General features: G+C 71.9%; 22 protein-coding genes. 10 read left to right on the top strand and 12 right to left on the bottom strand.

Annotation, left to right across the window (positions count from 1 at the left end):
* Positions 1–170 precede the first annotated feature (170 nt).
* Genes DFJ69_RS17390 through DFJ69_RS17375 form a run of 4 tightly spaced genes read right to left on the bottom strand, consistent with a single transcriptional unit; the run spans position 171 to position 3,936 of the window.
* On the bottom strand, positions 171–1,133 hold the full coding sequence (locus DFJ69_RS17390) for a complex I subunit 1/NuoH family protein (RefSeq protein ID WP_116023567.1): 963 nt from the start codon (positions 1,131–1,133) through the stop codon (positions 171–173).
* The gene (locus DFJ69_RS17385) at positions 1,126–1,734 is read right to left on the bottom strand and encodes an NADH-quinone oxidoreductase subunit C (protein WP_116023566.1); all 609 of its coding nucleotides are present in this window, start codon (positions 1,732–1,734) and stop codon (positions 1,126–1,128) included. The genes DFJ69_RS17390 and DFJ69_RS17385 overlap by 8 nt, the downstream gene beginning before the upstream one ends.
* Entirely contained in the window at positions 1,731–3,506 is a 1,776-nt protein-coding gene (locus tag DFJ69_RS36485; RefSeq protein WP_425453351.1) for an NADH-quinone oxidoreductase subunit B, read from the bottom strand. The genes DFJ69_RS17385 and DFJ69_RS36485 overlap by 4 nt, the downstream gene beginning before the upstream one ends.
* Positions 3,507–3,564: 58 nt before the next feature.
* Positions 3,565–3,936, bottom strand: coding sequence for an NADH-quinone oxidoreductase subunit A (locus DFJ69_RS17375; protein ID WP_116023565.1), 372 nt, complete (start codon positions 3,934–3,936; stop codon positions 3,565–3,567).
* Positions 3,937–4,264: 328 nt separating this feature from the next.
* On the opposite strand from DFJ69_RS17375, the gene DFJ69_RS34365 reads away from it, so the two are divergent.
* The 8 genes from DFJ69_RS34365 (at position 4,265) to DFJ69_RS17330 (ending at position 16,669) form a co-directional block, all read left to right on the top strand.
* Positions 4,265–5,416, top strand: a complete 1,152-nt coding sequence (locus DFJ69_RS34365) for a hypothetical protein (protein WP_170177701.1) — start codon at positions 4,265–4,267, stop codon at positions 5,414–5,416.
* Positions 5,417–5,955: 539 nt separating this feature from the next.
* Positions 5,956–7,161, top strand: a complete 1,206-nt coding sequence (locus tag DFJ69_RS34360) for a LolA-like protein (RefSeq protein WP_170177700.1) — start codon at positions 5,956–5,958, stop codon at positions 7,159–7,161.
* A 400-nt stretch (positions 7,162–7,561) separates the two neighbouring features.
* The gene (locus DFJ69_RS17360) at positions 7,562–9,400 is read left to right on the top strand and encodes a 2-oxoacid:acceptor oxidoreductase subunit alpha (RefSeq protein WP_116023563.1); all 1,839 of its coding nucleotides are present in this window, start codon (positions 7,562–7,564) and stop codon (positions 9,398–9,400) included.
* On the top strand, positions 9,393–10,463 hold the full coding sequence (locus tag DFJ69_RS17355; RefSeq protein ID WP_116023562.1) for a 2-oxoacid:ferredoxin oxidoreductase subunit beta: 1,071 nt from the start codon (positions 9,393–9,395) through the stop codon (positions 10,461–10,463). Before DFJ69_RS17360 ends, DFJ69_RS17355 begins: the two co-directional genes overlap by 8 nt.
* A 1,503-nt stretch (positions 10,464–11,966) precedes the next feature.
* Positions 11,967–12,560 carry a SecDF P1 head subdomain-containing protein gene (locus DFJ69_RS17345; RefSeq protein WP_147312350.1) on the top strand — a complete coding sequence of 198 codons (594 nt, stop codon included), beginning with the start codon at positions 11,967–11,969 and terminating at the stop codon, positions 12,558–12,560.
* Entirely contained in the window at positions 12,560–13,159 is a 600-nt protein-coding gene (locus tag DFJ69_RS17340) for a SecDF P1 head subdomain-containing protein (protein WP_116023559.1), read from the top strand. The genes DFJ69_RS17345 and DFJ69_RS17340 overlap by 1 nt, the downstream gene beginning before the upstream one ends.
* A gap of 112 nt (positions 13,160–13,271) precedes the next feature.
* Entirely contained in the window at positions 13,272–15,788 is a 2,517-nt protein-coding gene (locus tag DFJ69_RS36195; RefSeq protein ID WP_116023558.1) for an alpha/beta fold hydrolase, read from the top strand.
* Positions 15,788–16,669: an ABC transporter permease gene (locus tag DFJ69_RS17330; protein WP_116023557.1), complete on the top strand. Its 882-nt coding sequence runs from the start codon at positions 15,788–15,790 to the stop codon at positions 16,667–16,669. The genes DFJ69_RS36195 and DFJ69_RS17330 overlap by 1 nt, the downstream gene beginning before the upstream one ends.
* Positions 16,670–16,673: 4 nt before the next feature.
* On the opposite strand, the gene DFJ69_RS17325 is transcribed toward DFJ69_RS17330, so the two are convergent.
* The 3 genes from DFJ69_RS17325 to DFJ69_RS17315 all read right to left on the bottom strand — a co-directional run bounded on the left by DFJ69_RS17325 (position 16,674) and on the right by DFJ69_RS17315 (position 19,516).
* Positions 16,674–17,198, bottom strand: coding sequence for an isochorismatase family protein (locus tag DFJ69_RS17325; protein WP_116023556.1), 525 nt, complete (start codon positions 17,196–17,198; stop codon positions 16,674–16,676).
* Between the two features lie 480 nt (positions 17,199–17,678).
* A complete protein-coding gene (locus DFJ69_RS17320; protein ID WP_116023555.1) occupies positions 17,679–18,020 on the bottom strand; it encodes a VOC family protein in 342 nt (113 codons plus the stop codon).
* Between the two features lie 455 nt (positions 18,021–18,475).
* A complete protein-coding gene (locus DFJ69_RS17315; protein ID WP_245974436.1) occupies positions 18,476–19,516 on the bottom strand; it encodes a glycoside hydrolase family 113 protein in 1,041 nt (346 codons plus the stop codon).
* Between the two features lie 40 nt (positions 19,517–19,556).
* On the opposite strand from DFJ69_RS17315, the gene DFJ69_RS17310 reads away from it, so the two are divergent.
* The gene (locus DFJ69_RS17310; RefSeq protein WP_245974435.1) at positions 19,557–20,303 is read left to right on the top strand and encodes a TetR/AcrR family transcriptional regulator; all 747 of its coding nucleotides are present in this window, start codon (positions 19,557–19,559) and stop codon (positions 20,301–20,303) included.
* 355 nt (positions 20,304–20,658) lie between these two features.
* On the opposite strand, the gene msrA is transcribed toward DFJ69_RS17310, so the two are convergent.
* Positions 20,659–21,315 (bottom strand): peptide-methionine (S)-S-oxide reductase MsrA, encoded by a 657-nt coding sequence (msrA, locus tag DFJ69_RS17305; protein WP_116023553.1) that lies wholly within the window; start codon positions 21,313–21,315, stop codon positions 20,659–20,661.
* Positions 21,316–21,403: 88 nt separating this feature from the next.
* Between msrA and rarD the strand changes: the two genes are divergently transcribed.
* Complete coding sequence (gene rarD / locus DFJ69_RS17300; protein ID WP_342769862.1) at positions 21,404–22,402, top strand: EamA family transporter RarD; 999 nt, start codon at positions 21,404–21,406, stop codon at positions 22,400–22,402.
* Here the strand turns inward: rarD and DFJ69_RS17295 are convergent.
* The 4 genes from DFJ69_RS17295 to DFJ69_RS17280 all read right to left on the bottom strand — a co-directional run bounded on the left by DFJ69_RS17295 (position 22,306) and on the right by DFJ69_RS17280 (position 25,897).
* Positions 22,306–23,103, bottom strand: a complete 798-nt coding sequence (locus tag DFJ69_RS17295) for a DivIVA domain-containing protein (protein ID WP_116023551.1) — start codon at positions 23,101–23,103, stop codon at positions 22,306–22,308. The genes rarD and DFJ69_RS17295 overlap by 97 nt on opposite strands.
* A gap of 5 nt (positions 23,104–23,108) precedes the next feature.
* Complete coding sequence (locus tag DFJ69_RS36190; RefSeq protein WP_116023550.1) at positions 23,109–24,257, bottom strand: globin domain-containing protein; 1,149 nt, start codon at positions 24,255–24,257, stop codon at positions 23,109–23,111.
* 105 nt (positions 24,258–24,362) lie between these two features.
* Positions 24,363–24,758 carry a globin domain-containing protein gene (locus DFJ69_RS17285; protein ID WP_116023549.1) on the bottom strand — a complete coding sequence of 132 codons (396 nt, stop codon included), beginning with the start codon at positions 24,756–24,758 and terminating at the stop codon, positions 24,363–24,365.
* Between the two features lie 143 nt (positions 24,759–24,901).
* Positions 24,902–25,897, bottom strand: coding sequence for a polyprenyl synthetase family protein (locus DFJ69_RS17280; protein WP_425453350.1), 996 nt, complete (start codon positions 25,895–25,897; stop codon positions 24,902–24,904).
* Between the last annotated feature and the right edge of the window lie 18 nt (positions 25,898–25,915).

The following is a 25,915-nucleotide window of genomic DNA, read 5'->3' as shown; positions in this document are numbered from 1 at the left end:
ACGGCAACCCCCACGTCCGAACCGCAACCCCGACGTCGGAACGGCAACCCGTCGGGGGTTTTGCCCGGTCCTTCAGGCGGGCGGCCCGGAGCGCCAGCGGAGGGCCGCCCGCCTGAAGATCTCAAGACCGGGCGCGGGGGGCGTGGGGGGTCGCCCCCCCCACATAAAGATCAGAGCGCGACCTTGAGGACTCCGGTCAGGGCGAGTTGGCCCAGGGACAGGGGGACCAGCCAGACCCAGGCGAGGCGTTGGAGCTGGTCTTCGCGCATTCTCGGGTAGGCGACCCGGAGCCAGATCACCAGGAAGGCCAGCACGGCGACCTTCAGCAGCGTCCACAGCCAGCCCAGCTCGGTGTCCAGGAACGGCCCGTTCCAGCCTCCCAGGAACAGCACGGTGGTCAGGGCGCACAGCACTACGATCCCGGCGTACTCGGCCAGGAGGAAGAACGCGAAGCGCAGCCCGCCGTATTCGGTGTAGGGGCCGAAGATGATCTCCGAGTCGGCCACCGGCATGTCGAACGGGGGGCGGCGGAGCTCGGCCAGCCCGGCGACGAAGAACACCACGCCGCCGACCGCCTGCCAGGGCAGCCACCACCACCGCCACTCGGCGGCGATCTCCGTCAGCGACAGGCTCCCGGCGGCCATCGCGACGGACGCCGCCGCGAACACCATCGGGAGCTCGTACGACATGAGCTGGGCGGCGACCCGCATGCCGCCGAGCAGCGAGTACTTGTTGGCGCTGGCCCAGCCGGCCATGATCGCACCGATCACGCCGATGCCCATGACGGCCAGCGCGAAGAACAGCCCGGGCCCGAGGTCCAGCACCACCTGGCCGCCCGGTCCGATCGGCACGACGACCAGGACGACGAGGTACGGCACCAGCGCCACCGCCGGCGCCAGCTTGAAGACCCACCGGTCGGCGGCCCGGGGGACGACGTCCTCCTTCTGGGCGAACTTCACCCCGTCCGCGACGAGCTGGGCCCACCCGTGGAACCCGCCGGCGTACATGGGTCCGAGCCGGCCCTGCATGTGCGCCATCACCTTGTGCTCGGCCTGCCCGACCAGCAGCGGCAGCACCGTGAACGCCGCTGCCAGCAGCGCCAGCTTGAGCGCGACCTCCACCATCTCAGGCATCGGCGGACCCCTTGGCCTCGTCCGCGCCTCGTGGGCGGGCCGGACGTTCGGGGCGGGGCCCCCAGTCGTCGGGGACGCCCGGGGGCCGGACGCGGCGGCGGCTGGGCGCGCCGCCACCGCTCTCGCCGGGCTCCTTGGCGCCCGGCCAGGGCTTGGCCACGCGGGACGCGAGGACGAAGTCCTTGCGGAGGGGGTTGCCGACGAACTCGTCGGGAAGCAGCAGCGGCTTGAGGCCGGGGTGGCCCTCGAAGGCGACGCCGAACATCTCGAAGGTCTCCCGCTCGTGCCAGGAGGCGCCCCGGTAGACGCCGGTGGCGGTGGCCAGGACGGGCGCGTCCTTCGGGACCAGGGTGCGGACGAGCTGGTGGTGGCGACGTTCGAGGGAGTAGACGTGGGCGACGACGCGGAAGCCCTCGTCCAACTCGTCCACGGCCGTCAGCCAGTCGAAGTAGTCGCAGCCCAGCTCCGTACGGGCGAAGTCGAGCGCCGCGACCCAGGACGCGGCGGGCACGTCCACGACGGACTCCCCGAAGCTGTCGGTCAGGACGGCGTCCTCGCCGAACCGCCCGGCCCAGGCGGCCGCGAACTCCTCGGCGTTCACCGCGACGGCCGTTCGTCATCGCCCTCGCCGGCGTCCTCACCGGCGGCGGCGGAGTCCTCGAACCCGGGAATGAAGGAGGGGTCGTGGTCGTCACCCGCCACCGACGTCCCCGCGGGCTCCGCCGGCTCCTCGATGATCGGCAGAACGACCGGCAGGATGTCGGTGACCGCCTCGGCCGGGGGCCGAACCTCCGCGGTCTCATCCACGATCGGCAGTCCCTCGCGCACGGTCACATCCGCGTCCGGCGCCGGCGGCTCCTCGATGATCGGCAACGCATCGGTGGTCGCCTCAGCCGGCGGAACGGCGGACTCGTCGGTCTCCCCCACGACCGGGAGGCCCTCGCGCACGGTCGCCGCCGTGTCGGGTCCTGGAGGCTCCTCCACGACCGAAGAGGTGCCGGAGACCGCCTCCACCGAAGGCTCCTCCACGAACGGGAAGCCCTCGCGTTCGGTCGCCGCCGCGTCCGGTCCCGGCGGATCCTCGGCGATCGGCGAGGGGTCGGTGACCGGCTCGGCCGGGGGCTCGCCCACGACCGGCAGGCCCTCGCGCACGGTCACATCCGCATCGGGTCCTGGAGGCTCCTCCACGACCGAAGAGGTGCTGGAGACCGCCTCCGCCGAAGGCTCCTCCACGAACGGGAAGCCCTCGCGCACGGCAGCCACCGCGTCCGGTCCCGGCGGATCCTCGGCGATCGGCGAGGGGTCGGTGACCGGCTCGGCCGGGGGCTCGCCCACGACCGGCAGGCCCTCGCGCACGGTCACATCCGCATCGGGTCCTGGAGGCTCCTCCACGACCGAAGAGGTGCTGGAGACCGCCTCCGCCGAAGGCTCCTCCACGAACGGGAAGCCCTCGCGCACGGCAGCCACCGCGTCCGGTCCCGGCGGATCCTCGGCGATCGGCGAGGGGTCGGTGACCGGGTCGGCCGGGGGCTCGCCCACGACCGGCAGGCCCTCGCGGACGGTCGCCGCCGGGTCGGGGCCCGGCGGCTCCTCGATGATCGGTAGCGCGTCGGTGGTCGCCTCGGCCGAGGCCGGGGGGTCGGCCACCGGGAAGAACTCGGTGGTCGGCTCGGAGTCCGCGGTGGGCGCGACGCTGGGGAAGATGTCCGTGGCGGTCGAGTCGCCGTCCGGCGGGGTCTCGGGGCCGGTCGGCGCGGCTGCGGGGTCGTCGAGGTCCATGGGCGGCGGGGGCGGCGGTTGCAGCGGCCGGCGGAGGACGGTCGCCTCCAGGGCGCGGGGTGCCGGGGAGGGGGCGACGGGCTCGCCGTCGTGGCCGTAGCGGTCGCCGAGGGACTCGCCGGCGATCTTCTCCTGAAGGTGGATGATGCCGTGCAGCAGCGCCTCCGGGCGGGGCGGGCAGCCGGGCACGTACACGTCCACGGGGATGATCTGATCGACGCCCTTGGTGACGCAGTACGAGTCCCAGTAGGGGCCGCCGCAGTTGGAGCAGGCGCCGAACGAGATCACGTACTTGGGTTCGGGCATCTGCTCGTACAGGCGGCGCACCGCCGGGGCCATCTTGTCGGTGACGGTGCCCGAGACGACCATCAGGTCGGCCTGACGGGGGCCGGGCGCGAACGGGATGACCCCCAGGCGGATGAAGTCGTGCCTGCTCATCGAGGTCGCGATGAACTCGATGGCGCAGCACGCCAGCCCGAAGTTGAAGACCCACAGCGAGTAGCGCCGGCCCCAGTTGAGCACGAACTTGATCGGCTTCGGGGCCAGCCTCGACAGCGGGCCGATGCCGGGGGGCGGCAGATCGACGGTGCTCACCACTGCATTCTTACAGCCCGGTGGACGGAGGCCGCAGCCCGGCGGCCCCCGGCGGGGTTCAGACCCAGGACAGGACGCCCTTGCGGCCCGCGTACACCAGTCCGGTGAAGAGGAATCCGAGGAACACGAACATTTCGACGAGAGTCGTCGTCCCAAAGCCTGGGGCGTCGAACACCGTCGCCCACGGGAAGAGGAAGACGGCGTCGACGGCGAACACGACGTAGAGGAAGGCGAACACGTAGTACCGCACGTACGACTGCGCCCAGTGGTCCCCGACCGGGTCCACCCCGCACTCGTACGTGGTCAGCTTCTCGGCGGTCGGCCGATGCGGGCGGAGCATCCGGTTGGCCGTCAGACCCCCGCCGACGATGGCGCCGCCGATGAGGAAGAGCACCATGACGACCACGTAGTCACCGAAATAGTCACCCATGTCACACAGCTCCCGATCCGACGGTCTGTCCATCCCGGCACCGACGCCACCCAGACGGCAGCGGGTGGGGGTCACGGTCAAGTATCGCCAATGGCACGGAGCGGCCGAGGGTCGGCCACCGTCCAAGATGTATAGAGCACAATGTCCGTCCTTTGCGCCACACTGAAGGTGCATAGCGGCCAGTCCGCCCTGGAAGGAACCCGCCTCGATGAGCAACCCCCCGCCGCCTCCCGGCTGGAACCCCCCTCCCGGCGGCCCGTCGTGGCCGCCGGCCGGTCCGCCGGGGCCGCCCGGACACCCCGGACACCCCGGACATCCCGGTCAGCCCATGCCGCCCATGCCCTCCGGCAACACGCCGCCCCCGTTCATGCCCCCCGGCGGCACTCCCCCGCCGTTCGGCATGCCCGGGCCGCCGCCCCCGCGCCGTTCGAACGCGGGCGCGCTGATCGCCATCATCGTCGGCGGCGGCCTCGTCGTGGTCCTGGTCATCGCCGCCGCGCTGTTCGTGCTGCTGCGCAGCGGCGAGAAGGAGCCCACCGAGCGGCTCGCGGACTCCGCCACCTCCCTGTCCACCGCCCGGGCCCTGACGCTCAAGGGCACCTTCGGCACCGAACGCATCGAGGGCGAGGTCAAGGTCACCCGCTCCGGCCGCGTCACCGGCCCGGTGACCTGGTCCGGTGACCGCCTCACGCTGCTGTCCACCGACGGCAACCTCTTCGTCAAGGCCCCCCGGGCCTACTGGAGCAAGCAGCTCACCACGACCGACGTGGACGACCTCCCCGACACCGGCGACCGCTGGGGCAAGCTGGAGTCGACCAAGCTCGACTTCGACTTCAAGCAGTACGTGACACCGTCCGCGCTGGCCGCCAAGATGCGCGGGATCACCAAGTTCAGCATCCGCTCGGACCTGGAGACCACGGTCGCGGGCCGCGCCGCCATCAAGATCACGACGCTGGGCGGGACCTACTACCTCGCCAAGGACAGCGACGAGCTGCTGCGGGTGGAGAGCATCACGCCGACGTTCACCGCCGACATCACCACGCACACCGGAACGTCCGCCGACCCCGCCATCGGCGAGTTCCGCACCCGGATCGCCGAGCTGAAGGACTCCTGGGACGCGACCAAGTCGCCGCGGATCCAGCAGGTGGACGGCTGCAAGGACAAGAACAACTCCGGCTGCACCGTCAAGGTCCGCCTGTGGACCTCCGGCGCGAACGGCGGCACCACCGACGTCAGCGTCTACGTGTGGATCACCGCCACCACCAAGACCGGCCGCAAGCTGGGCGACTGCACGACCACCGCGCAGACCTCCGGCATCACGTCGGTGTGGGTCGAGTGCCGCGTGTCCAGCCCCGAGTGGACGAGCTTCTTCGGCAACACCAGCGTCGACCGCCGCTGGTGGATGCAGGCCGACGCGGTCGCCATCGGCGCGACGGCCGCGGACATCCAGACGATGCAGAGCAGCCTCGAACGCGACTAGGAGGTCTGGGGGGCGCCCCCCACCAAGAACACCCACCCCCGCCGACAGGGGTTCTGCCCGGTCCATCACCCACCCCGGCCGACAGGGCTTTGCCCGGTCCGTCACCCACGCCGGCCGACAGGGGTTCTGCCCGGTCCGTCACCCACGCCGGCCGACAGGGTTTTGCCCGGTTCTTCACCCACGCCACCCGCTGGGGGTTTTGCCCGGTCCTTCAGGCGGGTGCCCCGGAGCGCAAGCGGAGGGGCGCCCGCCTGAAGACCGCAAGACCGGGCGCGGGGGGCGTGGGGGGTCGCCCCCCCCACAAAAGGCAAGACGGTCCCCCCCACAAGAAAACCCGCGATGCGTGCTCGTGCGGGGGGTTCGTCCGGCACTCTTGTCATGTCCGGGGCGGTTGCGGGGTTCCGGCGCGCGCGGTGGGCTGAGATCCTGGCATGCCCGGTCACGCTCGTAGGACCCCGATCATCGAGAACCGGCGGCCCGACCGGTCCGAGGGCGGCGCCCTCGGCGGGTCCGTCCAGCACGCAGGAGGATCGTCTGCGGTGAGCTTCCCCCAACCGTGGTCACCCGGGCAGCCCGAGCCCGAACCTCCGGCGCCGTCCCCGTCCGAGGACGGCGCCCGCCTTCGGGGTCCCCGCGTCCCGAAGCCGGCCAAGGCCGGGATCGCCGTCGTCACGCTGGTCGCCGCGATCATCACGCTGGGCGCGTTCTGGGGGAACGGCTGGGACGACGGGCGGCCGGCCGCGTCCGACACCGGCAGCAGGCCGGCCGTTCCGCTGTGGACCGCCAAGGCGGCGGAGCGGTTGGGGGGGTTGTCGGCGCTGCGCTACACGGGCACGTTCACCTCCAGCGGCCAGAACGTGCAGGTGGCGCTGTCGGTGACGCGGGCGGGCTCGGCGGTGGGGACGTTGACCAAGGGCGGCGTTCGGGCGGAGCTGGTCAGCGTCGGCGGCGCGACCTACGTGAAGGGCGGCCCGACGTTCTGGGCGTCGGCGAGCGGGCCGACGGCACGGCCGGAGGACTTCGCGTGGCGCTGGTCCAAGGCGCCCGTCACGGTGCTGGGCTTCGACGTCCACGCGTTCCTGTCGCCGGCCTCGATCGCCTCGCTGGTGAAGCAGGCGCCGTCGGGGGAGACGGCGGGCACCCTGCGGGGGCGGCCCGCGCATCGCGTGGAGACCTCGCTGGGCGTGTACTGGCTGTCGACGACCGCGCCGTACGAGCTGCTGCGGGTCGAGGGTGTCTCCGACACGCGGTTCGACGTCACGGCCGTCCCGAACGCGGCCCCGGTGCTGTCGGAGCTGCGGCGGCGGGCGGCGGCGCTGGGCGGGGCCCGCGATCCCGGCATCCGGTTCGAGCACGGTGAGCTGCAGTTCGTCAACTGCAACGAGAACATCCGGGGCTGCACGGTGCGGCTGCCGGTCTCCACCCAGACGCCGATGATCGCCGAGAGCGGAGGCACGGCCAGGGCGCGGACCGCGCCGCTCCGGGCCCGGTTGACGGCGACGATCACCGCGGACGGCAGGGCGCTGGGCACCTGCACGGTCACCCGGTCTCTGGGTGTCGCCCGGAGCGGCACGCTGAGCTGCACGGTGACCAGTGACGGTTGGCGCACCTGGATGCGTCGGGCGCGGGACGTCCCGGGTCGGCACGAGTACGCGGCGCAGGCCCGGGTGGTGGCCGAGGCGGTCCATCCCGACCAGGTCGCGGGTCTGCTGGCGGCGGTCGACCGGGAGCGGCTCGGCCGTTGAGCAGGGGCGCGAGAACCGAACGAGATTCCGGATAACTATAGTTCCGGGTGTGAACGCCAAGCCGCCGGGATCACCGGGCACGCGGACGCCCGCGGCCCCGGCCTCCCGCGCACTGTTCCGGCGGTTGCACGTCGATCTGTGCCGCCTGGCCGGCTACCTGTGTCGCCGCTGAGCCCTCTCCGCCCACCACCCCGGACGGGCTGAACGCAGCGTCCGCCGGGCCGGCTCACGAAGGCCCGGGACCACTTGTCCGCTATGTGGTGGAACGAGCCAACGGCGGTCCCTCCCCACCGGAAAATCCACCAGAGCCCGGACGTACCATGAAGGTAAGCCTAAGTAGCATCACGGACCGGGATGCCTCCCCCGGTCCCGATGCTGCGCGTCGAGGAGGTCTTCCTCTGTGACCAAACAGGTCCAGCAACTCGACCGCGTCATCATCCGTTTCGCCGGTGACTCCGGCGACGGCATGCAGTTGACCGGCGATCGCTTCACCCAGGAGACGGCGTCGTTCGGCAACGACCTGTCGACCCTGCCCAACTTCCCGGCGGAGATCCGCGCGCCGGCGGGAACCCTGCCCGGAGTGTCCAGCTTCCAGTTGCACTTCGCCGACCACGACATCCTCACGCCGGGCGACGCCCCGAACGTGCTGGTGGCGATGAACCCGGCCGCGCTCAAGGCCAACATCGGCGACCTGCCCCGCGGCGGCGACCTGATCGTCAACACCGACGAGTTCACCAAGCGCAACCTGGCCAAGGTCGGCTACGCGGCCGACCCGGTCGAGGACGGCTCGCTCGACGCGTACCGCGTCCACGCGCTGCCGCTGACCTCGATGACGGTCGGCGCGCTGGCGGACTTCGACATCTCCAAGAAGGACGCGGAACGCGCCAAGAACATGTTCGCCCTCGGGCTGCTGTCCTGGCTGTACCACCGTCCCACCGAGGGGACGCTCTCCTTTCTGGAGCGCAAGTTCGCCAAGAAGCCCGACATCATGAAGGCCAACATCGCGGCCTTCGAGGCGGGCTGGAGTTACGGGGAGACCACCGAGGCGTTCTCCGTCCAGTACGAGATCAAGCCCGCCGCCCAGTCCGCCGGCCTCTACCGCAACATCACCGGCAACATGGCGCTGGCGTGGGGCCTGGTCGCGGCGGGCGTCCGCAGCGGGCTGCCGGTGTTCCTGGGCTCGTACCCGATCACGCCGGCGTCCGACATTTTGCACGAGCTGTCCAAGCACAAGCGGTTCGGCGTGCGGACGTTCCAGGCCGAGGACGAGATCGCCGCCATCGGCGCGGCGCTCGGCGCCTCGTTCGGCGGGTCGCTGGGGGTGACCACCACGTCCGGGCCCGGCATCGCGCTCAAGAGCGAGACCATCGGCCTGGGCGTCTCCACCGAGCTGCCGCTGCTGGTCATCGACGTGCAGCGGGCGGGCCCGTCCACCGGTCTGCCCACCAAGACCGAGCAGGCCGACCTGCTGCAGGTCATGTACGGGCGCAACGGCGAGGCCCCGGTGCCGATCGTGGCGCCGCAGTCCCCGTCGGACTGCTTCGACGCCGCGATCGAGGCCGCCCGGATCGCCGTCAAGTACCGCACCCCGGTGGTGCTGCTGTCGGACGGCTATCTGGCCAACGGCTCGGAGCCCTGGCGGATCCCGGACGTCGACTCGCTCCCCACGATCGACCCCGGCTTCGCCGCCCCCGACCAGGAGAACTTCCAGCCGTTCAAGCGGGACCCGGAGACGCTGGCCCGCCCCTGGGCCGTTCCGGGCACCGCCGGGCTGGAGCACCGGATCGGCGGTCTGGAGAAGGCCGACGGCTCGGGCAACATCTCCTACGACCCCGACAACCACGACACCATGACGCGGCTCCGCCAGGCCAAGATCGACGGCATCGCGAACGACATCCCGCCGCTGGAGGTCGACGACCCGTCCGGGGCCCGCGTGCTGGTGCTGGGCTGGGGCTGCACGTACGGGTCGATCGCCGCGGCGGTCCGCCGGGTGCGCGCGGCCGGCGGCGAGGTCGCCCAGGCCCATCTGCGCCACCTCAACCCGTTCCCCGCCAACCTCGGCCAGGTGCTGCGGTCCTACGACAAGGTCGTGGTGCCGGAGATCAACCTCGGCCAGTTGGCCCTGCTGCTGCGCGGCAAGTACCTCGTGGACGTGATCGGCTACAACCGCATGCGCGGGCTGCCGTTCAAGGCGGAGGAACTGGCCGGCGTGATCCAGGATGTGATCGACAGTGAGTGAGCCTCTGCACGGGACGCCCGGGAACGGCGCGTTGTCGCTGGTCCCCAAGGCCGACGGGAAGCAGTCCGGCAAGGACTTCAAGACCGACCAGGAGGTGCGCTGGTGCCCCGGCTGCGGGGACTACGCCATCCTGGCCGCCGTCCAGACGTTCCTGCCGGAGCTGGGGCTGCGGCGGGAGAACATCTGCTTCGTCTCCGGCATCGGCTGCTCGTCGCGGTTCCCGTACTACATGAACACGTACGGGTTCCACTCGATCCACGGCCGCGCGCCGGCGATCGCGACCGGGCTGGCCGCGTCCCGGCCCGACCTGTCGGTGTGGGTGGTGACCGGTGACGGCGACGCGCTGTCGATCGGGGGCAACCACCTGATCCACGCGCTGCGCCGCAACGTCAACCTGAAGATCCTGCTGTTCAACAACCGGATCTACGGGCTGACCAAGGGCCAGTACTCGCCCACCTCCGAGGTCGGCAAGGTCACCAAGTCGACGCCGATGGGCTCGCTGGACGCGCCGTTCAACCCGATCTCGCTGGCGATCGGCGCCGAGGGCACGTTCGTGGCGCGCACCATCGACTCCGACCGCAAGCACCTGCAGTCGGTGCTGCGCGCCGCCGCCCAGCACCAGGGCACGGCGCTGGTGGAGATCTACCAGAACTGCAACATCTTCAACGACGGCGCGTTCGACCCGCTCAAGGACCCCGAGGTCCGCGACGACGTCACCGTGCGGTTGGAGCACGGCGAGCCGATCGTGTTCGGCGCGGACCGCGGCAAGGCCCTGCGGCGCTCGGCGTCGGGCGGGTTCGAGGTGGTGCGCACCGCCGACGTGGACGCGTCGGAGATCGTGGTGCACGACGCCCGCGACCCGGACCCGTCCCTGGCGTTCGCGCTGTCGCGGCTGGACTCGCCGGCGTTCGAGCACACCCCGATCGGCGTCTTCCGTCAGGTGGAACGCCCGTCGTACGACGAGCAGTTGCGCGCCCAGCTCGACGAGGCCGCCGAACGGGAGGGTCCGGGCGATCTGGCCGCCCTGCTCGGCGGTGGGGACACCTGGCGCATCGACGCCTGACCCTCACCCGATGACAAAGAGGGCCCCGGTTCTCGCCTCCGAGTGAGCACCGGGGCCTTGTCTACAGCCCTCATGATCTTGACGGAGCCACGGTGCTGGCGGTATCCGCCGGGCACTGCAAGACTTGGCCCACGCCCAAGGGAGGTGACGATGCGGGTCGTACGGGGCCGCAAAAAGGGAAAGTCGGACGTCAAGGCGGGGGGCGCCAACCCTCCCGACCCGCGTCCAGCCCAAGAGCACACCCCCGACGATCCCCGCGCATCCCGTGGCGGCCCCTCCGCCGAACGCGGTCCCGCCACCGGTTCCTCCGAGGACGGCGTCCCCACCGAACCCCTCGCGATGGGCTCCCCCGCCGACCCGCGCACCCCCCGCCCCGGCAACGGCCGTCCCACCCCGCCCCGCACCGGAACGGAGCCGATCCGCTCGCGCGATGACGACGGACGGTTCCGCCCCCGCTCCGGCGACGGCGAGTCCCGGACGAACACGACCAACGACGGCGGGTCACGGCGGTTCCGAAGCCGCAAGCCCCAGCCGCCCGCCGCCCACGACTCCCCTCCCCAAGCCGCCCCGCCCCGCGAGGACCGACCCGCCCGCCACCGCCCCGGCGGCGAAGGCACACCCCCCACGACTCCCGAAGCGGGAACGCCTCCCACCCGCGAGCGCAGAACCCCCCGGCACCAGGCCACGAACGAAGCCGCGCCCGAAAGCGGACCCTTCGCGGCCCGCGACGACAGGGCGGCCCGCCACCGCGCCGGCGGCGAAGGCGCACCCTCTAGGACTCCCGACGCCGGAACGCCCCCGACCCGCGAGGGTGGAACGCCCCGGCACCAAGCCGGGAACGAAAGCGGACCCTACGGAGCCCGCGACGACAGGCCCCCCCGCCACCGCCCCGGCGGCGAAGGCACACCCTCCACGACTCCCGACGCCGGAACGCCCCCGACCCGCGAGCGCGGAGCCCCCCGGCACCAAGCCGGGAACGAAGGCGCGCCCGAAAGCGGACCCTTCGCGGCCCGCGCCGACAAGCCCGCCCGGCACCGCGCCGGCGGCGAAGGCGCACCCCCCACGGCTTCCGACGCCGGACCGCCTCCCACACGCGGGCGCGGAACCACCCGACACCAGGCCGGGGACGAAGGCGGGCCCTTCGCAGGACACGACGACAGAGCGTCCCAGCAGCCAGCCAAGGGCGAGGGCGCGCCGTCCATGGCGCCCGATGTCGGAGCGTCTCCGGCTCGTGAGGGCCGGCCGTCTGGGCGGCAGGCCAGGGGTGAAGGGGGAGCCTCCCAGAGCGCGGTGCCCGTGAGGGGCGAGAAGGCGGCGTCTTCGGCGCGTGATGGTAGGCCGTCTCGGCATCGGGCCGGCGGCGACGGTGGAGGGTCCCCGGCTCGTAAGGGGTGGGCGGCTCGGCGGAGGGCGGGCGGTGGAGCGGCGGCGTCCACGGCGCGTTCGGTCGGGGCCCGGTCCGGTGTGGGCGGGGGTCCGGTCTCGCCGCAGGAGCGGGAGGCCTTGGAGCGTGCTCGGCGGGCGGACGCGCTGCGGCGGTTGCAGGAGCAGCGGCGGGCGCGGGCCGGGCTGCACCGGCGGAGGCGGGACGCGCGGCCGAGGTCGGCGCTGCTGGGGCTGGTGATCGCGCTGGGGGTGCTGATCGCGGCGGTGGTGGCGACCGGCACGCTGATCGTGACCTCGCAGACCTCCGACCCGGTGCCGTTGACGTCGCCGTTGCACGTCTACCCGGTGACCCAGGTGATCTCGGGGGCCTGCCCGGCCGGTACGCAGGGGATCACCGGCCAGACCGTCGCGGGCCCGGCGTGCTACCAGCTCAGCAGCGGCATCAGGATCAGCCAGGTCACCGAGATGCGGGTGCAGCGCGGCGGCTCGGCGGATCACAACGTGGCGATCGACCTGGTGGACCAGGACCGGCGCGCGTTCGGCGACCTCACCCGGGTGACCCGGGGCCGTACCCTCGCGTTCGTGGTGCGCGACCAGTTGGTGACGGCCGCGCGCGTGACCACCCCGATCACCAACGGACGGGTCGTCGTCACCGGCCGGTTCAGCAGGGCGGACGCCGACCGGCTGGTCCGCACGCTGCGCGGTACCTGATGGTCGCCGGCCCGCCGCAGAGCCCGCCGCCGCCCCCGAGCCCGTACGTCTCCGGGCCCGCACGGCGCGGGTCGCGGACACCGCTGATCATCGCGATCGGGGCCGGGGCGCTGGTCTTGGCGGTGGCCGTCGTCTTCGGCGCGTTCCTCCTCGTTCAGGACGACGAGGAGCCCGCGAACGCTCGGCGGCTCACCGCGTCCCTCGGCTTCCAGCGGGTGGTCTCGTCCACGCCGGGAGCCTGTGCCTCCGGCGGCACCCCGTCCTCGGACGGGAAGACCTGTCACCGGCTCGGCCCCGGGATGACCGTCCACGAGCTCGCCGAAATCCGGGCCGTTCCGCCCGACACCCGAGGCCCGACCTGGACCATCCTGATCACCTTGCGGCCGTCCGACGCCACGACCTTCGGCGAGCTGACCCGTCAGGTCTCCGCGGCGCCGCCGGGCACCCCCGCGCGGCAGCTCGCGATCGTCGTCGGGGGCAAGGTGGTCTCCGCTCCCGAGGTGCTCCAGCCGTTGACCTCGGGCGACGTCGAGATCAGCGGGCAGTTCACCCAGGACGGGGCCACGTCGCTGATCGCCCAGATCACCGGTACCGGCTGATCGCCCGTACCGCTGCGGGCGTAGCGGGACGGGGCGGGCTACTCCGTTCGGAGCAAGCAAGTGCGGCCGGTAGGCGGAGGAGCCGTTCACTCGGCGCGCATAGAGTCGGGGCATGGATCAAGGGGGCGCGTTCCGGCGGCCGTGGGCCGCCTTCAAGCGTCGGTGGACGAGGCGCTGGGCGCTCATCACGGGCGTGCTCCTGCTCGCCGGCGGCGGCCTGGCGTGGGCGGCGGGGGGCGACGCGCCCGTGCGGGACGAGCACCTGCGCATCCCGGTCGTGGACGGACCCCAGGACGACCAGCGGGTCACGTTGGACGCCACCTTCTTCCACCCAGTGGGCCGCGGCGACGCGCCCGCGGTGCTGCTGGCGCACGGGTTCGGCGGCTCGAAGGACGACACCCGGGCCGAGGCCCAGGAACTGGCCCGCGCCGGGTACGCGGTGCTCACGTGGTCGGCGCGCGGGTTCGGGCGGTCGACCGGGGAGATCGCCCTCGACTCCCCCGATTACGAGGTCAAGGACACCCGGCAACTGGTCGACTGGCTGGCCCGCCGGCCCGAGGTGCGCAAGGACCGCGCCGGCGATCCCCGGGTGGGTGTCGCGGGCGAGTCGTACGGCGGCGCGATCGCGTTGCTGACCGCCGCGCACGATCCCCGGGTCGACGCCATCGCACCCCAGTTGACCTGGAACGACCTCGCGGAGGTGCTGTTCCCGAACGCCACCGGGGCCGGGCCGGGGACCGGGGTCTTCAAGAAGCTCTGGGCGGGCGTCTTCTTCACCGCCGGAAGCTCCGAGGGCGCTTTCGGTCCATCCTCGCGAGGGCCCGCGCCGTCCACAGCCTGTGGACGGTTCCGGCCGGAGCTCTGCGCGATGTATCAGGAGGTGGCCGAGACCGGCCGGCCCACACCGGAGGCCGTGGCGATCCTGCGCCGTTCCAGCCCCGCCGCGTACGCCGACCGGATCAAGGTCCCCACGCTGCTCGTCCAGGGGCAGACGGACTCGTTGTTCCCGCTCGACCAGGCGGACGCCAGTGCGCGGGCCATCGCCCGCAACGGCGCGCCGGTGTCGGTCGCCTGGATCCAGGGCGGCCACGACGGCGGTGACTCCGAGAGCGAACGGGTCCGCGGCCTGGTGCGCGACTGGTTCGACCGCCATCTGGACCGGGACGGCACCGCCGCGCCGCCCGCCTTCTCCGTGTCGCGTTCCGGCGGTCTCGACTCCTCCACCGGGGACGTGGTGATCGAGTCCGCGCGGACGTCGACGTACCCCGGGCTCGACGCCGGTGTCCGGTCCGTCCCCGTCGCCGGACGCGAGCAGACGATCTTCAACCCGGCGGGCGGCAGCCCCGCCTCGATCTCCGCGCTGCCCGGCCTGGGCGCGCTCGGCGCGCTGGAGGGCCTCGGCGGGGGCGGTCTGCCGTCCGACGTCCCGGGCCAGAGCGCCGCGTTCGACTCCCGTCCCCTCGATCGGCGACTGCACCTGACGGGCGCGCCCACCGTGCGGGTCCGGGTGTCCGGCGACGCGGCGGTCACGCTGTTCGCCAAGCTGTACGACGTCGCGCCGGGCGGCAGGGCGACGCCGGCCAGACGCCTGTCCGCGCCGCTGCGGGTGGAGAAGGGCGGCGAGGCGACGGTGACGTTGCCGCCGATGGACCACCGCTTCGACCGGGGCCACCGGCTGCGGCTGGTGCTGAGCACGACGGACATGGGCTTCGCCACTCCGGCCAAGCCCGCGACGTACAAGGTCTCGGTGGCGTCGGCGCTGACGGTGCCGACGGTGCCCGCGCTGACGACGCCCGGCGCCCCCCTGCCGGCGTGGGTGTGGGTCCTGCCGGTGGTGGCGCTGGCCCTCGCGGCCGGGATCCTGGTCCCCGGCCGCCGGTCCCGCGCCGACTCCCACGATCCCGCGCTCGACGGCGTACCGCTGCAGATCACCGGGCTGACCAAGGCGTACCGCAACGGCCATCTCGCGGTCGACGACCTGTCGTTCCGGGTGGAGCAGGGGCAGGTGCTCGGGCTGCTCGGCCCGAACGGGGCGGGCAAGACGACGACGCTGCGGATGCTGATGGGGCTCATCCATCCCGACGCGGGCGAGATCCGCATCTTCGGCCGGCGGGTGCGTCCGGGGGCCTCGGTCCTGGCGCGGCTCGGCTCGTTCGTGGAGGGCCCGGGCTTCCTGCCGCACCTGTCCGGCCGCGACAACCTCGACCTGTACTGGCGGGCGACCGGCCGTCCCGCCGTCGACGCCCATCTGGACGAGGCGCTGGCCATCGCCGACCTCGGCGCGGCCCTCGACCGCCCGGTCCGCACCTACTCGCAGGGGATGCGGCAGCGGCTGGCCATCGCGCAGGCGATGCTGGGCCTCCCCGACCTACTGGTCCTGGACGAGCCGACGAACGGGCTCGACCCGCCCCAGATCCGCGAGATGCGCGACGTCCTGGTCCGGTACGCGGGCGCCGGACGCACCGTGATCGTGTCCAGCCATCTGCTCGCCGAGGTGGAGCAGACCTGCACGCACGCGGTGGTGATGTCGCGGGGCCGCCGGGTCGCCGCCGGACCGGTGAGCGAGATCGTCGGCAGCGGCCGGCGGCTGGAGGACGCGTTCCTGGAGATCATCGGAGAGGGCTCCTGATGGGCACACCCGTGCGGGTCGACGACGATCGGTCCCTGGAGACCGGGCCGACCGCCGCCCACTCGGTGCGGCGCACGCTGCCGCTCCGGGTGGAGGCCGTCCGTCAGTTCCGGCGACGCCGGACCATGGTGGCCTTCGCGTTCCTGGTGCTGCTGCCCTGGGTCCTGGTCGCGGCGTTCAAGATCGGCGGCGATCCGGGCCCGGACGGCGTCCCCAGCCTGGTCGACGTGGCCACCGCGAGCGCCCTCAACTTCGCCCTGTTCACCCTGTTCGTCTCGGCGGGCTTCCTCCTCGTGGTCGCGGTGGCGCTCTTCTGCGGCGACACCGTGGCCAGTGAGGCGGGGTGGTCGTCCCTGCGCTACCTGCTGGCCGCGCCCGTGCCCCGGGCCCGGCTCCTCCGCCAGAAGCTCATCGTGGCGCTCGGGTACGCGACCCTGGCGATCGTCTGTCTGCCGGCGATGGCCCTGGTCGCGGGCACCGTGGCCTTCGGCTGGGGCGATGTGGAGCTGCCCACCGGCGGCACCGTCCCGGTGGACACCGCCCTCGGCCGGATGGCGATCATCGTCGGGTACGCGTTGATCGCCCAACTGGTCGTGGCGGCGCTGGCGTTCTTCCTCTCCGTCGCCACCGACTCGCCGCTGGGCGCGGTGGGCGGAGCCGTCGGCCTGGTGATCGTCAGCAACATCCTGGACGCCGTCACCGCTCTGGGGGCCTGGCGCGACTTCCTGCCCACCCACTGGGCCTACTCCTGGATGGACGCCATGCAGCCCACGGTCCAGTGGACGGGGATGGCCAAGGGCACGGCGATCTCCCTCGCCTACTCGGCCGTCCTGCTCGCCCTCGCCTTCCGCCACTTCCGGGCCAAGGACGTCGTCTCCTGAGCGTTCAGGGGGTCAGGGCGGCGAGCACGTCGTCGGTGGTGCACACGGTCCCGAGCTCGGGGAGGGTTCCCTGCACGGCGAGCCGGTGGGCGTCGCCGTTCTCCCCGGCGGTCGCGTCATGCGGCAGGAACAGGCGGTGGCCGGCCTCCCGGGCGGTCCGGGCGGTGGTCTCCACGGCGGCGGTGTCGATCCCGGTGATGACGAGGGTCTCGATGCCGCGGCCGGGGAGCAGCTCCGACAGGTCGGTGTCGAGGAACGCGTCGTCGCCTCGGCGGGTGACGAGGAGATCGTCGTCTCGAGGGGCGATCTCGTCCACGAGTTCGCTGCCCGCCGGTTGGGGGTCCTGCGGCCACTCGCGCTTGACGACGACCACCAGGGCCCCCGTCCGCCGGAACGCCTCGGCCAGTTGCGCCGACCGCCGAACGACGTCCGCTCCGGTGTGCGGCTCGGCGTGGCGGCCGACGATGCGCAGTTGGAGATCGATGGCCACCAGGGCCGACCGACTCGGGTCGATCACGATTTCGGTCATGGGCGCGCATCCTAGTGACCCTCATCCGGACTCGCCCGAAATCCGCACCCTTGGTGGTCGACGGACCACGTACGGACAGGATGGCGACGGCAAAATCGGTCGAACCGGCAGCCGCCGTCGCATAGGCTCGGCGAACCTCGGGCATCCATCCCGCGTCGTACAGGTGACGCGAGATCAGCTCGATCGGCGGATTAGGCTCCGCCGAGAGGGGGGAGATGATCACCATGGCACGGCAGCAACTCGTCAAACGCCCCAAGCCACCACGTCAACCGACCCCGATGGATCTCCGGACACCTTCCGGTCGGATCCTGCCGTACTGATCCCCGAGTCCACCGGCCAACGAGGCCGCGGTGCGGACGCCCACCGGCGCCCACACCGCGGCCTCGCCGTTTCTCCCCCGCCGACCGCTCAGTGGAACGCCAGGTGGGGCGATCAGTGAACGCCCTCAACTGGTGGGTCCGAGGAATGCCGGCCGACCGCTCAGTGGACCAGACAGAACTCGTTGCCCTCGGGGTCCCGCATGACCTGGAAGGCCCCCTGGTCGTCCACCACCACCTCACCGCGGGCCGTCGCCCCCGCTGAGAGAAGCCGCTCCCGCGCCGGGCCGATGTCGTCCACCGCGATGTCCAGGTGGAGCCGGTTCTTGGTGAGCTTGGGCTCGGGCACGCGCTGGAACGCGATGCGGAGGCCACCCGCTGTGTCGACGTACGACCAGTCCGCGTCACGGTCCACCGGGTCGCCGCCGAGGACGCCGGCCCAGAAGCGTGCCAGCGGGCCCGGGTCCGCGCAGTCCACGACCACTTCGTCGATGCGTCCGATCATGACACTCAGTCAACCCCATGACCCGACACGCCCGGCCGACCGGGACCGCCGCATCCGCCGGGGCCTGAATCCGGGTCAGGTTCTTGTCACCTTCACGGGTGATGTCGGTCAAGGTTTTCGACTTACTCTGAAAGCATGTCGGAGCTCGTTATCGCCCTGGTGATCGCCTATCTCCTGACCCATTGACACCGCCCCCGGCAATCAACGGTCAAGAGCTTTCGCGGTCGTTCGTCCCACCGTACCCAGCGCCGCGCCGAGGGCTCACTCTCGGCCAGGCACCCGTCACCGTCGTGCAGGGAATCCGCAGGACAGGACAACGGCGACCTGCCCTGTCCCCCTCATCGGCGGTGCACCCGATTTGTCGGCGCAATCGTTTCCCAAGGCGGAAGCGCCCTGACGATCCGATCCGGGCAAGGGCGCTTTCCGCATATTTTCGATCGCGTCGGGACAGTGATTCACTGCGCCTCGCGACCTTTCCGTGAGCGCCCGTACTCGGCCAGCGCGTGAAATGCGGCCTTGGGCTCCCACGGCAATCCCGGCCGCGAGGTCGCCGTTCCGTGCGCCGACACCCTGACGATCCCGAAGCCGGCCATGTCGAAGTCGCGTTCCGGATCGGGTGACGTGGGCAGGTCCCGACGGGCGAAGGTGTTGACGAACGCCGTGTCGACCCCCGCCTCCTCGTAGATGCCGAGGATCTCCCGCAGAAGATCGGCCTGTTCCCGCTCGTCGCGGACGACATCCGCCGTCAGCCGGACGGGGCGCGCGTGCTCGTCGAACTCGACGATCGAGTCCCCGCGCCCACCCAGGTCGGCGGCCCCACGGTGAGTGGTGCAGCCGAACTCGGTGACGGCGAAGGGCTTTCCGCGCAGGGTCTGCGCACGGACGGCCTCGCGGTAACCCGGCGCAGCCGCCGCATCTCGGTAGCCGGCGTCGGTGGCGATCACATCGAACGGCGTCCAGTCGACGCCCTCCCACGGCAGCGACGCGTAGCTCACCGGCCCGCCGAACCGTTCGCGCACCGCGGCGACGGCCCGAGCGAGGAACGCGTTGACCCGGGAGTGCAACTCGGGCAGCTCGGACCGCAGCCGCACCGGGTCCGCAAGCACGCCGAGCCGCTCCTCCAAGCCGTCACCGGGCAGAAAGCCGCTGGTGAAGAGCGCGATCTCAGATCCGGTCAGGAACACGACGTCGGCCCCCTCTCGGCGCAGGCGCTCGGCACGTTCGGCACCGTCCACGAGGAACGCCATCAGCTCGTCGCGGTCGAGGCCGTTGGTGAACGGCGAATACCAGACCTCCAACCCCGCGTCCGCGGCGTGGCGCGCGGCGGTCTCCAGGCGATCCTGATGGCCACCGGTGATCCGCACCGCGTCACAGTGCAGCTCGTCGCGGATGATCTGCGTCTCACGGCGAACGACCTCGGGGTCGAAGGGCTCGTGGGTGGTCGTTCCGGCGGTCGGGAACCCGGTGTCGTAGGTGACTCCATAGGCGCGCATCATCGACCCTTTCTTAGGGTACGACCCGTACCGTAACATTTCGATGCGTACGGCGCGTACCCTGTCCGGCGGAGGGCTCGGCGACGGAGGGGGCGGCATGGCGGCCGATGAGGACCTGGGCCGGCGCGGCGACGGGCCGGCCACCCGACGCCGCGGCGAGGCGTTGGAGCAGGCGATCCTGGAGGCCGCGGCGGCCGAGCTGCGCGAATCCGGCTACGCCGGGATGACCATGGACAAGGTCGCCCGCCGGGCCGCCACCAACAAGAACGCGATCTACCGGCGATGGCGCCATCGTGCGGCCCTGGGCGTCGCCGCGTACCGACACCTTGCCCGGTCGCGGACCCCGACCCCGGACACCGGCTCCCTGCGCGGCGACGCCCTGGAGCTGCTCAGACGGACGAACGCGACCTGGTCCTCCCCGGAGGGCGCCATCCTGCGCGACCTCCTCGCCGCCTCCTCCGACGACCCGCAACTCCTCACCCTGCTGCGCGAACAGGCCGGCGACGCCATGGGCACCGCCTGGCTCACCCTCCTGAGCCGCGCCGTCGCCCGAGCCGAGGCCCCCCCGGAGGCCCTCCACCCTCGGGTCGCCGCCCTGCCGATGACCCTGCTGCGCGGCGAGTACGCCCTACGGGGCCTGCCCTCCGTCCCCGACGCCGTCCTCACCGAGATCGTCGACGAGGTCTTCCTCCCCCTGGTCCGCGGCCGATCCCCCCAGGCCCCTCAGACCCTCACCTCGGCGGCCCCGACTCCCCCACCGAACGCGGGCGGAGATCCCCTGCGGGCATGAGCACGGTCTCCTGCCGAATATCCGCGACATGGGAGACCCAGCGCCCCTCCACCCGCGCCCAGCAGAGCTTCGTGCCTGGGGGCGTGTAGTCGGGGAAACAGGGGATGCATGCGCTGTAACCGTCGGCCACGGCGTCGAAGACGTTCACCGACCGCGCGTCGTGGATCAGCTGGTCCCGCCCGAGCGGTGTCGAGCACACCGCCTCGGTTCGCTGAGGTCGCGATGCAGCCCGGCGTTGTTACGTCGATCTCTACGACGTCCCGGCCCAGATGTTCCGTCCCATAGAGGTCGTCGGGCCATGCTGCTCCCTTGTGCACTGCCCAGAGCACCGCGACCTCGTTGAAGACCGCTTCGTTCACTCCGTTGGGGTGATGCCCACGGGGCAACTGACGCCGGTGCCGCCTATGCCGCAGTAGCCGTTGGGGTTCTTGGTGTCGGAGAGGTACTGCTGGTGGTAGGGCTCGGCGAAGTAGAAGGGGCCAGCCGGGGCGATCTCGGTGGTGATGGGGCGGTAGCCGGCGGCGGTGAGGACCTGCTGGTAGGCGTCGCGGGAGGTCTCGGCGGCCTTCAGTTGGGTGTCGTCATGGGTGTAGATCGCCGAGCGGTACTGGGTGCCGGTGTCATTGCCCTGGCGCATGCCCTGGGTGGGGTCGTGGGCCTCCCAGAAGACGCGGAGGAGCTGCTCGTAGGAGATCTGGGCGGGGTCGTAGACCACGCGGACGGCCTCGGTGTGGCCGGTGCGGCCGCTGCAGACCTCTTCGTAGGTGGGGTGGGGCGTGTAGCCGCCCTGGTAGCCGACGGCGGTCGTGATGACGCCGGGGGTCTGCCAGAACTTTCGTTCCGCGCCCCAGAAGCAGCCCAGGCCGAAGTCGGCGATCTCGGAGCCCTCGGGATACGGGGGCGTGAGAGGGGTGCCGAGGACCTCGTGGCGAGGAGGGACCGGCATCGCGGAGTCACGGCCCGGGAGGGCGGACTCGGGAGAGACCATCTCGGTCTTGAAGAAGCCGAACACCCTTGCAGCGTAACCGGCGTCGTCCCGGATCCGAAGATGTCAGCAACGTGGTAAGGGTTTGGTAATTACCGGCTGGTAGAGTGGCGCGGTGATCGATCGTCGCGGTATGGGCTTCGGGGTCGCGGCGTACGTGCTGTGGGGCCTGTTCCCGCTGTACTGGCCGTTGCTGAAGCCGGCCGGGGCGGTGGAGATCCTCGCCCATCGGGTGCTGTGGTCGCTGGCGGCCGTGGCCGCGATCCTGACCGTTCGAAGGCACTGGGCCTGGGTCCGGGGGCTCACCCCGAGGCAGGGCGGGCTGTTGGCGCTCGCCGCGGGGCTCATCGCCGCCAACTGGGGCACCTACATCTACGCGGTGAACTCCGGGCACACCATCGAGGCGTCGCTGGGTTACTTCATCAATCCGCTGATCAGCGTGCTGCTGGGCGTGCTGGTGTTCCGGGAGAGACTGCGGCCCTGGCAATGGGCGGCGATCGGCCTGGGGGCCCTCGCCGTGGTGGTGCTCGCCGTCGACCACGGACGGCCGCCGTGGATGGCGCTGGTGCTGGCGGGCTCGTTCGGGACGTACGGGCTGCTGAAGAAGGTCGCCGGCATGCCGTCGGCGGAGAGCCGTGCGGTCGAGACGGCGGTGACCTTCGTGCCCGCGCTGGTGTTCCTGCTGGTGCTGGAGGGGCGCGGCACGGGAACGTTCGGGCACGAGGGGGTCCCGCAGGCGCTGCTGCTGGCGGCCGCGGGGATCGTGACGGCGGTGCCGCTGATGCTGTTCAACGCGGCGGCCATTCGGATCCCGATGAGCACCATGGGGATGCTGCAGTACCTGGCGCCCGTCCTGCAGTTCCTGATCGGCCTGCTGATCCAGCACGAGGCGATGCCGGGGAGCCGCTGGGTCGGGTTCCTGTTGGTGTGGGCGGCCCTGGCGATCCTGACGTTCGACGGTCTGCGCGTCGCCCGCCGCAACCGCCTGGCCGCGTCGGTCGTTCGCCCCGGCGGGGGTCAGCGGGGGCGGGGAGGCTCCGTGGCGCCGGTCGGCAGCGCGTCGCGTTCCGAGCGCTCCCATTCGTCGACGTTGCGCAGCAGCGACTCCAGGTAGGAGCGCAGGTGGGTGCGGTAGACCTCGCTGTAGGTCCGCAGGTAGGCGATCTCGCGTTCCATCTGCCGCCGCACGTCGTCCGGTAGCGACGAGGGGTCGCCGGAGGGCACGTGCTGGGGCGGGGGCGCGGCGGCCGCGGCGGTCTCGGCGACGGCGGAGGCCCTGCGGTGCGCCTCGTCGAGGAGCAGCTCGGCCTGCGACTTGGCGTCGGAGAGGATCGCCTCGCGGTACTGCCGGGCCTCCTGCGCCAGCTCGCGGGTGTAGCGTTCGGCGTCCGCCACGTACAGGTCGGCGGTCTGCTGCGCCTGCGACAGGATCCGTACCGCCTGGAAGTGCGCCTCCTCCGGGGGGACGCCGCCGGAGGACACGCCGGAGAGCCGTTCGCGGAGACGGGCCACCTCGTCGGCCAGCGCGGTCCGCTCGCTGAAGATCTGGGCCAGCTCCCGCTCGATGTACTGCAGGAACGACCGGACGCGTTCCTCGTCGTAGCCCCGGCGGCCCAACGGCGCGCGGGGGAACGTGACGGACTGCAGCTCGGCCGGGGTCAGCCGCGACTCGCCCATCGTGGCCGGGAGATTGTGGCCTCCCGTGCGGTCCGGTTCGGCCGGGTCGGGCCCGGTGTACCGCCCGTCGTCGTGCCGGACGCCGCCGTCGGACGACGTGGAGTAATGGTGCCCTGCCGGAGTGTGCGGGGAGTTCAAAGGGGTCACCTCTGTGCTTCGGCGAAGGTTTCCATCCGGATACGGTCACGGTTGACACCCAACTGGACCAGGCGCTCGTTCGTACGGGCGACCATCACCGGCGGCCCGCACACGTACGCGTCGTGGTCGATCCACAGCCCGCGGCGGCCCACCACGTCGGGCAGGGTGCCGTGCTCGGCCTGGGCCGTGCCGGCCCGGTGGAGGCCGGGGAGCGTGCCGGGCGGTTCGTCGGACACGGCGGGCACCAGCGTCAGCCAGCGCAGCTCCATCGCCAGCTTGCTGAGCTCCTCGAGGTCGTACAGCCCCTCGTGGGTGCGGGCGCCGAAGAACAGATGGGTGCGGGGCGGCGACGGGCGGCGGGCCAACTGCTCCAGGATCGCCTTGAGGGGGGCCAGGCCGGTGCTGCCCGCCACCAGGAGGACGTCCCGGGGAGAGTCCTCGTTCAGCGTCAGCGTCCCGACCGGGGCGCCGAGCCGCAGCCGGTCCCCCACGTGCAGGGAGCGCACCAGCACCGAGCTGACCGGGCCGCCGTCGACGAGCCGCACGTGGAAGTCGATCGTGTGGTCGGCGCGCGGCGCGTTGGCCATCGAGTAGTAGCGCCAGTGCCGCGGGCGGGACGTGGTCTCGACCGCGACGGACTGGCCCGGCAGGTACGGCAGCGGCTGGTCGGGGACGACCCGCAGCATCGCGATGTCGAAGCGCCGCCGCTCCACGCCGATGACCTGGGCGTTCCACCAGGCGGGGCTGCGCAGGGCGTCCTCGTTGGCGGCCTCCAGCATCACCTTGGAGACCAGTGTGTACGCGGCGTTCCAGTCCTCGGCGAGGTCGTCGTTCCAGGCCGTGCCGCAGAAGTACTTCAGCGTGGCCAGCAGGCTGGCGCCGACGGCGGGGTAGTGCTCGGCCACGATCCCGAACTTGCGGTGGTCGCGGCCGAGCTGCTGCAGGAACGGGACGAGCGACGGCAGGTCGTCCACCTGGGCGACGATGCCGCCGAGCGCCCCGAGCAGCTTCTCCCGCTGCACGCTCATGCCGATGGGGAACATGTCGCGCAACTGCGGATTGCGAACGAACAGGTCGGAGTAGAAGAACAGGGCGACGGCGTCGCCCTGCCGCGCCACATGGGCGAAGCTGTCCTTCAACCGCTGTGCATCCACGGACGGGTCTCCCCCGACGGCGTCAAGGTCGTGGAAGACCTTACCGACATCAAAGCCTCATGACGCACATTCCGCCCATACGTTGAGACTCCTCACAATCCGCGTTCAGGCGAGGGCACCCTTCATCACGTCGGCCGCCGTACCGTAGGCGGCCGCCCATTCGCGCTCCAGATCCTCGTTCCACGCGTCCCCGCTGAAGTGCGCCAGCGTGGCGAGCAGGCTCGCGCCCACCACCGGGAAGTGCTCGGGCCGAACACCCAGCCCGTCGTGCCGCCGCCCCAGGTCCTCGAGGAACGGCACCAGCTCGGCGGGGTCGTCGAGCAGCGACACGATGGCCGACAGCGCGGCGAGCAGCTTCTCCTGCTGCTTCTCCATGGACGCCGGGAACATCGGACGCACGGCGGGGGCGCGAGAGAACAGGTCGGCGTAAAAGTAGGCGGCGACGTCCTCGCCGTGCGCGCCGACCAGCGCGAAGTTCTCCTTGAGCGGCTGCGAGCTCATGGGCACACCTCTCCGGCGGTGCCCCTGGGCCTGAGGGTCGGAGTCCCCCAGGGCGGGATCACAGAGGACCGCCGCCCCACATAACTAGTGGATCACCATGAACCGCACAACCGCTATCCGGCAAAACCGGCAAACGGCCCGGCTCAGCCGGTACGAGAGACCACGTAGTCGCACAGACCGGTGAACGCCTGCCGCACCGGCACGTCCGGCAGCGTCAGCAGCTCACCGCGCGCGTCCTCGGCCCACTGCCGCAGGTCGGCGCGCGCCCGGTCCATCGCCGGGTGGGCGCGCAGCAGCTCCAGCGCCTCCGCGTGCAGCGTGTCGTCGGTGAGGTCCTGCTCCAGCAGCTCCCGCAGCCGCGCGCTCTCGGCGTCCGTGGTCGACAGCACGTGCAGGACGGGCAGCGTACGGACACCCTCGCGCAGGTCGGTGCCGGGGGTCTTGCCGGACTGGTCGGACTCCGAGGCGATGTCCAGGATGTCGTCCGAGAGCTGGAACGCGACACCGATCTTCTCGCAGGCGGAGGTGACCGTGTCGACCACGTGCGTGGACGAGCCCGCCAGCATCGCCCCGAACTGGCCGGACACGGCGATCAGCGAGGCCGTCTTGTCGGCCACCACCTGGAGGTAGTGCTTCAACGGATCGGCGTCGGCGCCCGGACCCGTGGTCTCGGCCATCTGGCCGCGCACCAGCCGGGCGAACGCCCGCGCCTGGATCCGCACCGCCTGGGGGCCCAGGTCGGCCAGCAGGTCCGACGCCCGGGCGAACAGGTAGTCGCCGGTGAGGATGGCGACCGTGTTGGTCCAGCGGGTGTTCGCCGACACCTCGCCGCGCCGCATGGTCGCCTCGTCCATCACGTCGTCGTGGTAGAGCGTCGCCAGATGGGTCAACTCCACCACCGCCGCCGCCGGCACCACACCCGCGGCGGCCGGGTCGCCGAAATGCGAGGCCAACAGCACCAGCATCGGGCGGAACCGCTTGCCGCCCGCCTCGACCAGGTGCCGCGACGCCTCGGTCAGCAACGGGTCCTCGGAGGCGATCGACTCCGTCAGCAGCCTCTCGACCTCCGACAGGCGCTCGCGCATGTCCGCCGCGAGCGCCTCGTCGACCTGCAGCCCGAACGGCACGCCACTGTTCACCGGGACCCCCTAGGACGC

It is taken from the genome of Thermomonospora umbrina (assembly GCF_003386555.1).
Taxonomy (GTDB): Bacteria; Actinomycetota; Actinomycetes; order Streptosporangiales; family Streptosporangiaceae; genus Thermomonospora; species Thermomonospora umbrina.
This window is presented reverse-complemented; position numbering and strand designations above follow the sequence as displayed.